The sequence below is a fragment of the Sphingobium terrigena genome (assembly GCF_003591655.1).
GTDB lineage: Bacteria > Pseudomonadota > Alphaproteobacteria > Sphingomonadales > Sphingomonadaceae > Sphingobium > Sphingobium terrigena.
The window spans coordinates 213,712-227,555 of the sequence record NZ_QVRA01000001.1; the positions used below are offsets into that span (position 1 = coordinate 213,712).

The 13,844-nt window shown below is 65.3% G+C and carries 16 protein-coding genes; 4 read left to right on the top strand and 12 right to left on the bottom strand.

Features of this window, described 5'->3' with window-relative positions; all coding sequences use genetic code 11:
• Positions 1-96 precede the first annotated feature (96 nt).
• From D0Z70_RS01015 to D0Z70_RS01030, 4 genes are read left to right on the top strand one after another with little or no spacing between them, the layout of a single operon-like run.
• The gene (locus D0Z70_RS01015) at positions 97-1,305 is read left to right on the top strand and encodes a cysteine desulfurase (RefSeq protein ID WP_119743560.1); all 1,209 of its coding nucleotides are present in this window, start codon (positions 97-99) and stop codon (positions 1,303-1,305) included.
• A complete protein-coding gene (locus D0Z70_RS01020; RefSeq protein WP_119743561.1) occupies positions 1,302-1,754 on the top strand; it encodes an SUF system Fe-S cluster assembly protein in 453 nt (150 codons plus the stop codon). The genes D0Z70_RS01015 and D0Z70_RS01020 overlap by 4 nt, the downstream gene beginning before the upstream one ends.
• Positions 1,754-2,113: a HesB/IscA family protein gene (locus D0Z70_RS01025; RefSeq protein ID WP_119743562.1), complete on the top strand. Its 360-nt coding sequence runs from the start codon at positions 1,754-1,756 to the stop codon at positions 2,111-2,113. Before D0Z70_RS01020 ends, D0Z70_RS01025 begins: the two co-directional genes overlap by 1 nt.
• Before the next feature lie 11 nt (positions 2,114-2,124).
• A complete protein-coding gene (locus D0Z70_RS01030) occupies positions 2,125-2,931 on the top strand; it encodes a Rossmann-fold NAD(P)-binding domain-containing protein (protein WP_119743563.1) in 807 nt (268 codons plus the stop codon).
• Positions 2,932-3,180: 249 nt separating this feature from the next.
• Here the strand turns inward: D0Z70_RS01030 and D0Z70_RS01035 are convergent, their stop codons facing one another.
• The 12 genes from D0Z70_RS01035 to paoA form a co-directional block, all read right to left on the bottom strand.
• Positions 3,181-3,597 carry a hypothetical protein gene (locus D0Z70_RS01035; protein WP_119743564.1) on the bottom strand — a complete coding sequence of 139 codons (417 nt, stop codon included), beginning with the start codon at positions 3,595-3,597 and terminating at the stop codon, positions 3,181-3,183.
• 73 nt (positions 3,598-3,670) lie between these two features.
• A complete protein-coding gene (locus D0Z70_RS01040; RefSeq protein ID WP_119743565.1) occupies positions 3,671-4,207 on the bottom strand; it encodes a hypothetical protein in 537 nt (178 codons plus the stop codon).
• Positions 4,208-4,220: 13 nt separating this feature from the next.
• Positions 4,221-4,775 (bottom strand): demethoxyubiquinone hydroxylase family protein, encoded by a 555-nt coding sequence (locus tag D0Z70_RS01045; RefSeq protein WP_119743566.1) that lies wholly within the window; start codon positions 4,773-4,775, stop codon positions 4,221-4,223.
• Positions 4,772-5,257 (bottom strand): disulfide bond formation protein B, encoded by a 486-nt coding sequence (locus D0Z70_RS01050; protein ID WP_119743567.1) that lies wholly within the window; start codon positions 5,255-5,257, stop codon positions 4,772-4,774. Before D0Z70_RS01050 ends, D0Z70_RS01045 begins: the two co-directional genes overlap by 4 nt.
• A gap of 149 nt (positions 5,258-5,406) precedes the next feature.
• Positions 5,407-6,753, bottom strand: coding sequence for a S41 family peptidase (locus D0Z70_RS01055; RefSeq protein WP_119743568.1), 1,347 nt, complete (start codon positions 6,751-6,753; stop codon positions 5,407-5,409).
• A 121-nt stretch (positions 6,754-6,874) separates the two neighbouring features.
• A complete protein-coding gene (locus D0Z70_RS01060; protein ID WP_119743569.1) occupies positions 6,875-8,092 on the bottom strand; it encodes a murein hydrolase activator EnvC family protein in 1,218 nt (405 codons plus the stop codon).
• A 22-nt stretch (positions 8,093-8,114) separates the two neighbouring features.
• Positions 8,115-8,537 carry a 23S rRNA (pseudouridine(1915)-N(3))-methyltransferase RlmH gene (locus D0Z70_RS01065; RefSeq protein ID WP_119743570.1) on the bottom strand — a complete coding sequence of 141 codons (423 nt, stop codon included), beginning with the start codon at positions 8,535-8,537 and terminating at the stop codon, positions 8,115-8,117.
• Between the two features lie 117 nt (positions 8,538-8,654).
• On the bottom strand, positions 8,655-9,044 hold the full coding sequence (gene rsfS / locus D0Z70_RS01070) for a ribosome silencing factor (protein ID WP_119743571.1): 390 nt from the start codon (positions 9,042-9,044) through the stop codon (positions 8,655-8,657).
• A 12-nt stretch (positions 9,045-9,056) separates the two neighbouring features.
• Entirely contained in the window at positions 9,057-9,689 is a 633-nt protein-coding gene (locus D0Z70_RS01075) for a nicotinate-nucleotide adenylyltransferase (RefSeq protein WP_275402198.1), read from the bottom strand.
• Positions 9,690-9,729: 40 nt separating this feature from the next.
• Positions 9,730-11,937, bottom strand: a complete 2,208-nt coding sequence (gene paoC, locus D0Z70_RS01080; protein ID WP_119743572.1) for an aldehyde oxidoreductase molybdenum-binding subunit PaoC — start codon at positions 11,935-11,937, stop codon at positions 9,730-9,732.
• The gene (locus D0Z70_RS01085) at positions 11,934-12,890 is read right to left on the bottom strand and encodes an FAD binding domain-containing protein (RefSeq protein WP_119743573.1); all 957 of its coding nucleotides are present in this window, start codon (positions 12,888-12,890) and stop codon (positions 11,934-11,936) included. Before D0Z70_RS01085 ends, paoC begins: the two co-directional genes overlap by 4 nt.
• Positions 12,887-13,522, bottom strand: a complete 636-nt coding sequence (gene paoA, locus D0Z70_RS01090; RefSeq protein ID WP_119743574.1) for an aldehyde dehydrogenase iron-sulfur subunit PaoA — start codon at positions 13,520-13,522, stop codon at positions 12,887-12,889. Before paoA ends, D0Z70_RS01085 begins: the two co-directional genes overlap by 4 nt.
• Positions 13,523-13,844 lie beyond the last annotated feature (322 nt).

The following is a 13,844-nucleotide window of genomic DNA, read 5'->3' on the forward strand; positions in this document are numbered from 1 at the left end:
CATCCCGGACTTGATCCGGGATCCAGGGCGGCACGCGCGGTGCGGGAGACTCTGGATGCCGGATCACGTCCGGCATGACGAGGAAGGTAAAATCCTGTGACCGTCATCGCCCCCGAACGCCTCTCCCTGCGCGCCGATTTCCCCGGCGTCCTCGACTGGCATTATCTCGACAGCGCCGCGACCGCGCAAAAGCCGCAAGCGGTGATCGACGCCATCGCCCGCGCCTATGGCCCGGACTATGCGACCGTCCATCGCGGCGTCTATGCGCGATCGGCCAATATGACGCTGGCCTATGAATCGGCCCGGCGCAAGGTGGCCGACTTCATCGGGGCCAAGTCTGACAGCGAGATCGTCTATGTCCGCGGCGCGACCGAGGGGATCAATCTGGTCGCCCAATGCTGGGCGGGCGAGCAACTCAAGGCGGGCGACCGCATCCTCCTTTCCACCCTCGAACATCACAGCAATATCGTGCCGTGGCAGATGGTGGCGGAAAAGGTCGGCGCCCATATCGACGTCATTCCCCTGACCGACGATGGCCGGATCGATCTCGACGCGATGCGCGCGATGATCACGCCGCGTCATCGCATGGTGGCGCTCGCCCATGTGTCCAACGTGCTGGGCAGCGTGCTGGATTGCCGCCGCGCCGCCGACATCGCTCATATGGTCGGCGCGCGGATATTGATCGACGGCTGCCAGGCGGTGCCGCGCCTCGCCGTCGATGTGCAGGCGCTCGATTGCGATTTCTACGTTTTTTCCGCGCATAAACTCTATGGCCCGACCGGCATCGGCGTGCTGTGGGCGCGGGGCGAATTGCTCGACGCCATGCCCCCCTATCAGGGCGGCGGATCAATGATCGACAAGGTGACGTTCGAAAAAACCACCTACGCCCCTGCGCCAACCCGGTTCGAGGCGGGAACGCCGCACATCAGCGGCGTGATCGGGCTTTCCGCTGCGATCGATTATGTGCAGGTGATCGGCCTGGACGCGATCCACGCGCATGAATGTGCGCTGGTGGCAAAGGCGCGCGCCGCGCTGGAAAACATCAACAGCGTCCGCCTGTTCGGGCCGGACGACAGCGCGGGCATCCTGTCTTTCGAGGTTCAGGGGGTGCATCCGCACGATGTCGGCACCATATTGGACGAAGCGGGCGTCGCGATCAGGGCCGGGCATCATTGCGCCCAGCCGCTGATGCGCCATCTGGGCGTGGAAGCGACCGCACGGGCCAGCTTTGGCATCTATAGCGATCAGGGCGACGTGGACGCTCTGGTTCGGGGTTTGGAACGGGTAAGGAAGATCTTCGGATGACCGAGGCGAACAAGATCATGGTGGAAGAGGTCGAGGGTGTGGATGCCCCACCCAAGGCGCGTGTCGAGGAGGCACCGCGCCAGCGCGACTATCTCGACGGCTTCCTCGCCGCCAAGCCTGCGGAAACACCTGCGGGCGAGCCGGGCGGCAATGTTTATGACGGCGTGATTGACGCGCTCAAGGATATTTTCGACCCCGAAATCCCGGTCAACATCTATGATCTGGGCTTGATCTACGGCGTCGATGTATCGCCCGACAATCATGTTGTCGTCACCATGACGCTGACCACGCCGCATTGCCCGGTTGCCGAATCCATGCCTGGCGAAGTCGAACTGCGCGTCGGCGCGGTGCCGGGTGTCGGCGACGCGCAGGTCAATCTGGTCTGGGACCCGCCATGGGACCCGGCCAAGATGAGCGACGAGGCGAAGCTGGAACTGGGGATGCTCTGATGACGACCGAGACCAAGACCCGCACCCGCCCCGCCGCCGTCATCCTGACGCCGAGCGCCGAGCAGCGCATCGCCGACCTGATGGCCAAAGCGCCGCAGGGGACGATCGGTGTGAAGCTGTCGACGCCCAAGCGCGGTTGTTCGGGCCTCGCCTATTCGGTCGATTATGTCAGCGAGGAAGCGAAATTCGACGAGAAGATCGCCACGCCCGGCGGCGCTTTTTACATTGACGGCGCGTCGGTGCTGTATCTGGTCGGATCGACGATGGACTGGGTGGAGGATGATTTCACCGCAGGCTTCACCTTCGCCAACCCCAATGCCAAGGGCGCCTGCGGCTGCGGCGAGAGCTTCACGGTCTAAGGCGGCGTCCCATGCCCCATATGCTGATTCTGGGGATGGGCTATACCGCGTCGCGTCTGGCCGACCGCTTACGAGCCGATGGCTGGCACATAACCGCCACCCGCCGCCACGCCGACGCGGACACGCTGGCCTTCGATGATGAACCCGGCGTCCGCGACGCCATCGCCAGCGCCACCCATATCCTCTCCTCCGTCCCGCCCGAAGGCGACGCCGATCCGGTGCTGGCCCGCTATGGCACCGCGATAGCCACCGCACGGGCGCCATGGATCGGCTATCTCTCTTCCACGGGCGTCTATGGTGACGCACGCGGGGCATGGGTGGATGAGGGCAGCCCGGTCGGCACCGGTCGCCGCACCGCCCGCGCCGATGCTGACCTGGCCTGGGGCGCACTGCGCGCCGATGCCCGCCGCTTCCGCCTGCCCGGCATTTACGGTCCGGGCCGGTCTGCGCTGGACCGGGTGCGGGCGGGGAAGGCGCATCGTATCGACCTGCCAGACCAGATTTTCAGCCGGGTCCATGTCGACGACATCATGGCCGGGATCATCGCCTCGTTTAACGGGCCGCCGGGCATCTATAATCTGGCCGATGACCTGCCCTGCGCACAAAACCGGGTGATAGAGGCGGCCTGCGACATGCTGGGCCTGCCCCATCCGCCGCTGCTCACACTGGAACAGGCCGCCCTGTCCCCCATGGCGTTGGCCTTTTATGCGGAAAACCGCCGCGTCGCCAATGGCCGCGCCAAACGGCTGCTGGGCTGGTCGCCACGCTACCCGACCTATGCGCAGGGACTGGCCGCCTGCCACTCGGCGGATGCCTGATTCGGTTGGGCGCAAAGGGCCACCGGCGATTACCGCTTGTTAACCACATGGCCGCGATAGCGGGTCATCACTTGTCCGGGGACAGAGCGATGGATCGCATCGACCACATATTTTGCACGCTCAGCCAGCGAATGAGCAATCTGTCGCACCCCGACCGTACGATGCCCGCGCCTGAATCCCTGACCAGCCTGATCGACAAGGTCAACGCAGCCAAGCGGCGCTATCAGCCCGGCATGGGCCGATAAAGGCTCAGGGTTCGCCCTTCGATTCCTGCATCCGCCGCTCGGCGAACCATTGTTGCAGCATCTGGGCGGTGCAGCCGGTAAAGCCGTTGCTGCCGATCGCGGAACAGCTGCCGGGCAAGGTCTGGCGCTGGACCTGTTCCATCGTCGCCACCTGGCTGCCCCAGCCGGGGCCACCCGCCACGGCTGGCTTCTCGCGTAGCTTCTTGGGAATGCGATAGCGTTCGGATTCCGGCTTGCGCGCGCACACCACAATCTCGCTGTCATCCTTGCCCTTGGGGCAGGGATCATCGCCATAGACAATCAGGTTGAAGATGCGCTCAGGCGGCGGTTCGGGCTGCGCCAGCGCGGGCATCACCGGCACCAGCGTCGCCGCGATCAGGGCCATGGACATCGACAGACGCATCACCGGAAAATCCTTCATTCGCCCCTGTCATGTCCCGCCTTGCCCAAAGGCGGGGAGTCGTCATCCAGACGCCGCCCCGCGCCCGGACCCGTCAGGGTTGCGAAGCCGGAGCCGCCGCAGCCTTGGCCTTTTCCTCCGCCACGACCCGCGCTTCGATCGCGTCGCTGTCGGCGTCGATCGTGGACAGGCGCTTGCCCCGCTCGGCCTCGACCAGATCCTTCCAGCTCGCATTGTCGAGCGCCTGCCGCTCCGCCTTGGCCAGCCGCGCCAGCTGCGCGAAGCAACCGGTCGCGCCGCCGCCGCCAACCGGCGAGCAGCTTTCAGTGCCGGACCGGCCGACATATTCCATCGACCGCACCCGCTCGCCCCAGGCCTGCTTGCTCGGTTCATTGGGGTCGCCGCGCAGCGGTTCGGGGATGCGATAGCGTTCCGCCTCACCCTTGCGCGCGCATACGACGATATCGTCGCCCTGGCTCTGCGGGCAGGCATCGTCGCCATAGACGATGACCAGGTTGACCTTCTCGGTTGTCGGCGCGGCGACAGCGGTAGGCGCGCTCGACGGCTGCGCCAGAGCGGGCATGGCCGCGCCCATCAGCAACAGCGCGGCGATCATCGGGGTCTTGGTCATCCGTCGGTCCTTTTCAGATGCGCTTCGACAGCGCGATGGCGGCCCGGCATCCCAAACGGATGGCGCCCGACAAGAGGGGGTAGGCAGGCGCTTGCTGCGCACCATGCGCCAGCGCAGCGTCGCGATGCTCGACTTCCTCTGCCTGAAAATCCGCAATGGCGGTGGAGAGTTCCGGGTCGTCGCTGCCCAGTTGCGCTAATTGTTCGCCATAATGGCGGTCTATCTCTGTCTCGATCGCGGCGGTGCAGGCCATCGCCGCCTTGGGACCGATCGCCGCCGTCACCGCGCCCAGCGCAAAGCCTGCGACATTCCAGATCGGCGCCAGCGCGGTCGGGCGCACGCCGCGTCGCGCGATCATCGCGTCGAACGTCTGCCGGTGGCGTTCCTCCTGCGCGGCCATGCCCGCAATGATGCGCGCATCGGGATGCCGATCACCCATCACAGCCAGTTGCCCGGCATAGATGCGAGTCGCACCAAATTCGCCAGCCTGATCGACCCGCAACATGGAGGCGCGATTCGTAGGCTTGCTGCGGCGACCGGGGCGGGGAAAATCCTGCTTCTCGCTCATGCGTTGCGTCCTTTGCGTGCCAGCAGCATCAAGATGGCGAGCGCACCACCCACCGACAAGAGGCCGTTATAGCCCGCCAGCGAAATGCCCAGCAGGCTCCATGGCGCAACGTCGCAGCGGGTGATCGGCGTCGCCATGATCTGGTTCAATATGTCGGCTGCACTACCCCCGGTCGGCGATGTAGAGCAGGCGGTCAGCCCTTCCCACCAGCCATATTCGACGCCGGCATGGAACAGGCCGATGCCGCCGCTTACCGCTATGGCGATCGCCGCCAGCGTCGTGAACATCGCGCTGGTGCGGCGGTTGCCCTTTGCCGCAAAGGCCAGCAGCGCCAGCCCGATCGCCACCATATGCGGATAACGCTGCCACCAGCACATTTCGCACGGATGCAGCCCGCCCACATATTGCGACACATAGGCACCGCCCAGCAGCACGACGGGAATCAACAGCGCCAGCGCGCGAGCGAGGGGAAGTTTGCTCATTACCCCCGCTTAAACCCCCCGGCACCTTTCGTCATGCTGAACTTGCGGGAGGGGCAACATGCCTGTCTCAAAGCAACATGTTCCCGTGCAGGCGGGAAGCCATTCCCACCGCCTGAACTGGATTCCCGCCTGCGCGGGAACACGATATCCTACTTCGCCCCCGGCTTCCTCGCCGCCGCCTGCGCGATGGTCGCGCCGGGCGTGCTGGCCAGGCGCGAAATCGTCTTGAGCGCATAGTCGAGCTGGAAATCCTCCACGCCCTTTTTCTTCAGCTCCTCGGCCGACATCGCAAAGCGCGGATCGTCCTTGGCATCTTCCTCCAGCGACTTGTCGTCGGTCTTGATCTCGTTGATCAAATGGCGGCGCAGGTCGCTTTCGCGATATTTCGGGCGATTCTTGTAATCCGGGTCGGACAGTTGCGGCACGCGGATGTCGGGCTGGATGCCGCCTTCCTGCACGCTGCGGCCCGACGGCGTATAATAGCGCGCGGTCGTCAGCTTGAGCGCGGTGGTATTGGACAGCGGCAACATCGTCTGGACGCTGCCCTTGCCGAAGCTGCGTTCGCCCATCACCAGCGCGCGATGCTGGTCCTGCAAAGCGCCAGCGACGATTTCCGACGCCGACGCCGATCCCGCATCAACCAGCACGATCACCGGTAGACCCTTCGCATCGTCACCTGGCTTGGCATAATAGCGTTCGACATCGCCCTTGGCCCGGCCGCGCTGCGACACGATCTCGCCGCGCTCCAGAAATGCGTCGCTGACCGACACGGCTTCGTCCAGCAGGCCGCCGGGGTTGGAGCGCAGGTCCAGCACATAGCCGGTCGGCTTATGTCCCAGCGACTTGTCGATGCTGCGGATCGCCTGCCGTACATCGGCCCCGGTATTGGCCGAGAAGCTGACGATATTGATGACGCCGATGCCGTTCTTCACTTCCCACTTCACGGGCTTGAGCTGAATAATCTCGCGCGTCAGGGTCAGGTCGATCGGCTTGTCCCGGCCCGACCGCACGATGGTCAGTTTGAGCGAAGTGCCGGGGGCACCGCGCATCTTGTCGACCGCCTCGTCCAGCGTGCCGCCATAGATGAGCTGCCCGTCAATATGGGTGATATAGTCGCCCGCCTTGATCCCTGCGCGCCAGGCCGGTGTATCCTGCGTCGGCGCAATTACCTTGACCGCGCCATCCTCCTGCGTGACCGACAAGCCAAGGCCGCCATAGCTGCCTTCGGTCTGGGTGCGCAGATTCTGGAAATCGCGCGCGTCGAGGAAGGAGGAATGCGGATCGAGGCTGGCCAGCATCCCGTCGATCGCGCCCTTGATCAGCTTTTCATCGTCGACCTTCTCGACATAGTCGCTGCGCACCTTCTGGAACACATCCATGAATTCATCGAGCGCCTTGTAGCTCGACGCCTCCCCGTCGGCGAGCGCCGCAGTGGTGGCGGGAATGAGCGCGAGCGCCCCAAGCGCAAGCGCGCCCTGGAGAAAGGTAGATTTCATGGGCATCCTTGATTCCGGCATCTGCGACCCATCATAAGCCGATTCGCGTCCCGACGCAAAAGCGCGCTTCGACGAATGTTGCGCAGGGTCGATGAGCGTCGGGTTAATGGGCGCGCGATCCTCACCCCAGTCCCACCAGCGGCACGATATCCACCGGCCGCCCGTTGCGGCGCAGCTCTATAGTGATGGTCGGGCGACCCGGGCCGGTGATGGCGACGGGATCGCCCTGGCGCACGCTGTCGCCGACTTGCGCGGTGACGCGGTGCAGGCCGGTGATCAGCGTCGTCCAGCCTTGACCATGGTCGATAATGAGGATCTGCCCATAGCCGCGATACGGCCCGGCAAAGGCGATGCGCCCGGCGGTCGGCGCGACGGCCTGCGCGCCGGCCTGCGTCACCAGCGTCAGCCCGCGTGACCGGACGCCGCCGTCATTGACCTCGCCCATGCCGGTGACGAGTTGCCCCACGACCGGCAGGCGATAGGGTGGCGGGCCGGTCAGCGCCACCGAGGGTTCGGCGGCAGGGGCACCGGTCTGGTCAGGACGCGCCGGACGCAACAGCGGGCCGGGCAGCGCCGCCAGCTGTTCGCGCAGGTCGCCCGCTTCCTCCAGCCGGTCCATCAGGTCGACAATGTCACGCGCCCGTTCGCCCAGCGCCAGCGCGCGTTCGCTCTCCAGCCCCGCATTGGTGCGATAGTCGCGCGCGGCGACCCGCTTTTGCGTCTCCAGTGCGGCGAGTTGCGCCTGTCGGTCCTTGCGCTGCTGCTGGCTGCTGGCGAGCGCGTCGGCGGCCTGCTGCGCGGTGGCCCGCAGCCCCCGGCTGCGTTCCAGTTCCGCGCGCAGCCCTGCTGTGCGCTGGCGGATCACCGGCAGCACCTGCCCCAGCACCGCGCGCATATGCACGGCATCGGTGACTGATCCGGGCTGGACCAGCGCCAGCGCCAGCGGGCGGCGCGCCATCATCTGGAGCGCGGCGGTCAGGCGCACCACCGGTTCCTGCTTGGCCGCCAGCCGCGCCGCCTGCACCCTCTGCATCCGCGCGACGATGGCGATGCGCGCCTGTGCGCCTGCAATATCGGCTTCGGCCTGCTGGATGCGCGCGGCCATGGCGGCGGCGCGGCGGCGTGCCTGTTCGGCCTCGTCCCGCGCGGCCCCGGCCTGCTGGTCCAGCCGGACGGACCGGTCCCGCGCCTCGTCCGACTGGCGACGCGCGGCCTTCAGTGCGGCCTGTTCCTGCTGCAATGTGGTCCCGGCGGTGCCTGGCAGGATGATCGCCCCGTCATCGGCGGCGGGCAGGCGCGACGCAGCCAAGGCTCCAAGGCCCGCCACCATCGCGATCATGATCCTGCCCCGCTTCACCGGGCTATCCTTCGCGATGATAGGGGTGGTTGGCAAGGATGGAGCAGGCACGCCATAATTGTTCGGCCAGCATCGCGCGCGCCATCATGTGCGGCCAGGTCATAGCGCCAAAGGCGATCAGCAGGTCCGCATTCGCCCGGTCGGCGTCGTCGAACCCGTCCGCCGCGCCGATCAGGAAGCGACACTCGCGCGTCCCAGCGTCGCGCCACCCCTCGATCCGCCGGGCAAAGTCCATCGACGAAAGCTGTTTGCCCTTTTCGTCCAGCATCACCGTGACGGTGCCGGGCGCTTGCGGCGGCAGCTTGCCGCCCCGATCGGGCATTTCGGTAATCTTGTGCGGCATGGTCAGCCGCTTGACATAGCGGTCGACCAGATCGGCTTCGGGCGACCGCCCGATCTTCCCGCGCGCGATGATGTGGAGGAGCATTCAGCCTTTATCCGTTCGCCCTGAGCGAAGTCGAAGGGTTCGGCTGAGCCGCAGGCGAAGCCACTTCGCTACGCTCAGTGGAAGGCTTCGACTTCGCTCAGCCCGAACGGTGTCGGGTTACGCCGTCCCCGCGACCGGTGCGTCGACAAAGCCCCACATCCGTTCCAGATTGTAGAAGCTGCGCACTTCGGGCCGGAACAGATGAACGATCACGTCGCCCGCATCGATCAGCACCCAGTCGGCGACCGGCAGCCCTTCGATGCGGCACGAACGACCGGTGCCTTTCTTGACCCGCTCGGCCAGATGCTGGGCGATCGCCGCGACCTGACGCGACGAACGACCGCTCGCAATCACCATATAATCGGCGATGCTGCTTTTGCCTTCTAGGGGGATGGAGATGGTTTCCTGGGCCTGGTCGTCGTCGAGCGACTGCATGACGAGGGCGTGCAGGGCAGCCACGCTATCGGCCGCTTCGGCCGTATCGTTGGCAATAAGGGGTCTGGTCAAAAAAGCTCCATTCTAGACGATCAGCCGACGCGTGAGCGGGTCCCGCACACGTGCATGTTCATATTCGCGATGCCAGAGGGGGTTCGCCTGCCGAAACAGGGTCGCCGATCTTGGATCAGGGCGAAAGCGCAATAGCACGAGCGCCGGCGGTCTCCAATTCGTCCAGCCTGCTTTCTGGCAAGCGGGCAGGACGAAGCGCCGCAGCCAGCTCATGGCCACAGAGCCACGGGCCTGATCATCATAGCCCGGACGGGCGATCACGGCAATGGGCATTTGCCGGGCGATGCCGCGCCAGTCCTTCCACTGGGCAAATTGCGCCAGATTATCGGCCCCCATCAACCAGATGAAGCGATTGCGCGGGTAGCGACGGGTCAGCGCGCGCAGCGTATCGGCCGTATAGCGCGTACCCAGCTGCGCCTCGATCGCGGTGGCGCGAATCGGGGCGCGGCGCGCGACCGTGCGCGCACGGGCCAGCCGGGCGGGCAGCGGGGCCATACCAGCGCGAGGTTTCAGCGGATTGCCAGGCGATACCAGCCACCACACCTCGTCAAGCCCAAGCGCCTTGGCCGCGAATAGAGAAATCGCGCGATGCCCGCCATGGGCCGGGTTGAAGGAGCCGCCGAGCAGGCCGATGCGTGTCATCATCCCGCCATGCCAGTTGGCGCAAGCGGCTGCAATTGCCCCGCTATGCCGTCTGCGCCCGCAACAGCTTGTCGATCGTCAGCGGATAGTCGCGCAGTCGCAGGCCGGTGGCGTTGTAGATCGCATTGGCGACCGCCGCCCCCGCGCCGCAAATGCCCAGCTCGCCCACGCCCTTGGCCTTCATCGGTGAGCTTTTATCGTCCAGCTCATCGATGAACAGCACGTCCTGCTCCGGTATGTCAGCATGAACCGGCACCGCATATTCGGCCATGTCATGATTGATGAACAGGCCAAAGCGGGTATCGACCTCCAGCGCCTCCATCAGCGCCGACCCCGCCCCCATGGTCATCGCGCCGATCACCTGGCTGCGGGCGGACTTGGGATTGAGGATGCGCCCGGCGGCGAACGCCCCGCCCATGCGGCGGATGCGGACCTCGGCGGTATCGATATCCACCCCGACCTCGCAGAAATGCGCGCCGAACGTCGCCTGGACATAGCGTTTGTCGAGATCGCCAAATTCGATGCTATCCTCCGCCCACAGCCCCTCGCGTCCCGCCAATGCGGCCAGCGTCTGTGACTGATTGCCCAGCTTCACCAGCCCATCGTCAAACTGCGCCTGATCGATCGGATAGCCCGCTTTCTCCGCCAGCTTCGCGCGCAACGCCATGGCAGCGGCATAGACGCCCGCTGTCGAACTGTTCGCCCCCCATTGCCCACCAGAGCCAGCCGATGCGGGGAAGCGGCTGTCGCCCAGCCGCACGATGACATCATCCAGCGACACGCCCAGCATTTCCGCCGCGGTCTGGCCGATGATAGTATAACTTCCGGTGCCGATGTCGGTCATGTCGGTTTCGACGATGACCTTGCCCGCGCCATCCACGCCGATCCGCGCGCCCGATTTGCCGACCAGATTGTTGCGGAAGGCGCTCGCCACCCCCATGCCGACCAGCCAGCGACCATCGCGGACCTTGCCGGGCTTGGGGTTGCGCTTGGCCCATCCGAACCGGTCCGCCCCGGCGCGCAGACACTCCACCAGCTTGCGGCTGGAATAGGGCCGCTGCGTCCCGGCTTCGGGATCATATTGCACATCATTGCGGATGCGCAGCTCGACAGGATCGACGCCGCAGGCTTCAGCCAGTTCATCCATCGCCACTTCCAGCGCCAGCAGGCCGACCGCCTCGCCAGGCGCACGCATGGCATTGCCTTCAGGCAGGTCGAGTGTCGCCAGCCGGTGCGCGGTCATGCGGTGCGCGCCACCATAGAGCAGTCGTGTCTGCATCGCCGCTGTCTCGGTGCCACCACCAGGCAAGTCGCCCGACCAGACTTCATGGCCGATCGCGTCAATCACTCCATTCTTGTCCGCGCCGATGCGGATGCGCTGGATCGTCGCGGGGCGATGGGTGGTGTTGTTGGGGATCTGGTTGCGGGCGATCGCGACCTTGACCGGTCGCCCGATTTGCCTCGCCCCTAATGCCGCGAGCAGGGCGTCGGCCCTTAGCCACAGCTTCGCCCCGAACCCCCCGCCAATATAGGGCGCGACCAGGCGGATATTGGCTTTGGGTATGCCCAGCGTCTTGGCGACCTCCCCCACGCTCCAGGCAATCATCTGGTTCGCCGTCCATAACGTCAGCTTGTCGCCGTTCCACGCCGCCGTCGTGGCGTGTGGTTCCAGCATGGCATGGCTGTGATCGGGGGTTGTATAACGCTGGTCGATCCTGACGGCGGCCTTGGCAAAGGCTCCATCGAAATCACCAACTGCGCTGTCGGCCGCACCGCCAAAACCGCCGTCTGGAGGTTTGACGGCATTGCCCTGTTCGGCGGCCAGATCGAATTTACCGTCCTGCGGCGCATAGTCGATCCGCACCAGCTTCGCAGCGGCGCGCGCATTTTCAAGCGTATCGGCGATGACCAGCGCCAGCGCCTGATCATAATGCATGATCGCCGGGCCGCCGAGCAGCGGGGCGGTGTTATAATTCCCCTTGCCCAGTTTCCCGGCATTGGCGTGTGTGACGATGCCCAGCACGCCGGGCGCAGCTTCGGCGGCGCGCAGGTCCAAGGCCGCGATCGTCCCCTTGGCGATGGCTGACCCGACGATCCAGCCATAGGCTGCATTGGGCGCGGCATCATGCCGTTCATAGGCGTAGGGCGCGCTTCCGGTGACCTTGGCGGGGCCGTCGATCCGGTCATGGGCAACGCCGACGACGCGGCCCTTGTCGATGGGATTGGTGGTGGCGGGCGTATCGAACTTCACGGCCGGGCCTCCTTCTGGCGATAGAGCGACGCCAATGTCCGTTCGACCAGCGTCTTTTTGAAATCACTATGATGGGTCGTGCGCGCGCCGCTTAGCGCTGCTTCCGCCACAGCCTTGGCCCCCGATGAGGCAGCAGCGTCCGCGCTGGGCGTTCGCCATGGCTTGGCCCCGATCCCGCCAAAGGCGAAGCGGCCGCCGCCATCCTTGCCGAACACCGCCGCCACCGAAACGAGCGCAAAAGCGTAGGACGCGCGGTCGCGCACCTTGCGATAGACATGGGTGCCGCCGATCGGCTTAGGCAGGGTGACCGACGTGATGATCTCGCCGCTTTTCAGCGCGGTTTCGACATGGGGGGTGTCACCGGGCAGACTATGGAAGTCCGCAATCGGGATGGCACGCGCCACGCCGTCCGCGCCGACCGTATCGACCTGCGCATCCAGCAGCCGCATCGCCACCGCCATGTCGCTGGGATGCTGGGCGATGCAGGCATCGCTCACCCCCAATATTGCCAGGCTGCGACTGATACCGCCGATCGCGCCGCAGCCGCTGCCGGGCTTGCGCTTGTTGCATGGCATGTTGGTGTCATAAAAATAGGGGCAACGGGTACGCTGGAGCAGGTTGCCTGCCGTCGTCGCCTTGTTGCGCAATTGCCCCGATGCGCCGGCCAAGAGCGCGCGGCTCAGCACGCTATAGTCTCGGCGCACGACCTTGTCGGCGGCGAGATCGGTATTGCGGACCAGCGCGCCGATGCGCAGGCCGCCTTCCGGCGTCGGCTCGATCCGGTCGAGGCCCAGATGATTGACGTCGATCAGATGGGTTGGCGTTTCGATCTGGAGCTTCATCAGGTCGAGCAAATTGGTGCCCCCCGCAATGAAGCGCGCGCCTTGCGTCGAGGCCGCGGTTTTGGCGGCATCCGCGACACTGGTCGCGCGACTATAGGTAAAGGGCTTCATGCCTTTGTCTCCCCGGCCACGTCATTCATGGCGGCGATGATGTTGGGATAGGCGGCGCAACGGCAGATATTGCCGCTCATCCGCTCGCGCAGTTCGCTGTTGGATAGCGATACCTTGTCCAGATCCGGCGTGACATGGCTGGGGATGCCCGCTGCAATCTCGTCCAGCACCGCGACCGCTGAGCAGATCTGCCCCGGCGTGCAATAACCGCACTGATAGCCGTCATGCGAGATGAAGGCGCGCTGCATCGGGTGCAACTTTTCGGGCGTGCCCAAGCCCTCAATCGTCGTCACCTTGTCGCCATCATGCATCACCGCCAACGTCAGACAGCTGTTGATCCGCCGTCCCTCGACAATGACGGTGCAGGCGCCGCACTGGCCCTGATCGCAACCCTTCTTGGTGCCGGTCAGGTGCAGATGCTCACGCAGCGCGTCGAGCAGGGTTGTGCGCGGGTCAAGCTGCAGATGCACCTCGCGCCCGTTCACGGTCAATTCCACGGGGATCATCCCGGTTCCTTCCTTGGCTGTCGGCCGTGCAGCGGCGGCACCCGTGGGCACGAGTGCGGGGGCGGCTGCGGCAATTGCCGCGCTACCCTGCAACAGGGAGCGGCGCGTGAGATGATCGGACGGCATGGCGGGTGCTTCCTCCTGTTCGGTCTGTCATACGAAGGGACGCGACAAATGATCCGCCGCTTGGTTCAAATATGGGATTGGATGACAAGATTAACAGAATGACCAAGCTAGCAAAGTTGCAAAACGCCACGCACGTCGATTTGATTGGAGCGAATCATCCAATCGCGCCGAAACGCTGGCACAGATGCCATGACAGCCAGGTCATGCGGGCGCAAAGCTCAGCAAAGCTGCCATTTTCGAGCTAGTGGGAAGGATTTTCGCAATCCGGGCGATTCTCCCCTTGCCCATCCTGAAAAGCGCTGCTAGTTGCCCGCCTCACCCG

Coding starts and splice junctions, on each gene's coding strand:
- D0Z70_RS01025 (WP_119743562.1), top strand. CDS start 1,754: ATGACGACCGAGACCAAGACCCGCACCCGCCCCGCCGCCGTCATCCTG.
- D0Z70_RS01035 (WP_119743564.1), bottom strand. CDS start 3,597: ATGAAGGATTTTCCGGTGATGCGTCTGTCGATGTCCATGGCCCTGATC.
- D0Z70_RS01075 (WP_275402198.1), bottom strand. CDS start 9,689: ATGATGACACGCATCGGCCTGCTCGGCGGCTCCTTCAACCCGGCCCAT.
- D0Z70_RS01050 (WP_119743567.1), bottom strand. CDS start 5,257: ATGAGCAAACTTCCCCTCGCTCGCGCGCTGGCGCTGTTGATTCCCGTC.
- D0Z70_RS01040 (WP_119743565.1), bottom strand. CDS start 4,207: ATGACCAAGACCCCGATGATCGCCGCGCTGTTGCTGATGGGCGCGGCC.
- D0Z70_RS01055 (WP_119743568.1), bottom strand. CDS start 6,753: ATGAAATCTACCTTTCTCCAGGGCGCGCTTGCGCTTGGGGCGCTCGCG.
- paoA (WP_119743574.1), bottom strand. CDS start 13,522: ATGCCGTCCGATCATCTCACGCGCCGCTCCCTGTTGCAGGGTAGCGCG.
- D0Z70_RS01060 (WP_119743569.1), bottom strand. CDS start 8,092: ATGATCGCGATGGTGGCGGGCCTTGGAGCCTTGGCTGCGTCGCGCCTG.
- D0Z70_RS01020 (WP_119743561.1), top strand. CDS start 1,302: ATGACCGAGGCGAACAAGATCATGGTGGAAGAGGTCGAGGGTGTGGAT.
- D0Z70_RS01045 (WP_119743566.1), bottom strand. CDS start 4,775: ATGAGCGAGAAGCAGGATTTTCCCCGCCCCGGTCGCCGCAGCAAGCCT.
- D0Z70_RS01065 (WP_119743570.1), bottom strand. CDS start 8,537: ATGCTCCTCCACATCATCGCGCGCGGGAAGATCGGGCGGTCGCCCGAA.
- D0Z70_RS01085 (WP_119743573.1), bottom strand. CDS start 12,890: ATGAAGCCCTTTACCTATAGTCGCGCGACCAGTGTCGCGGATGCCGCC.
- D0Z70_RS01030 (WP_119743563.1), top strand. CDS start 2,125: ATGCCCCATATGCTGATTCTGGGGATGGGCTATACCGCGTCGCGTCTG.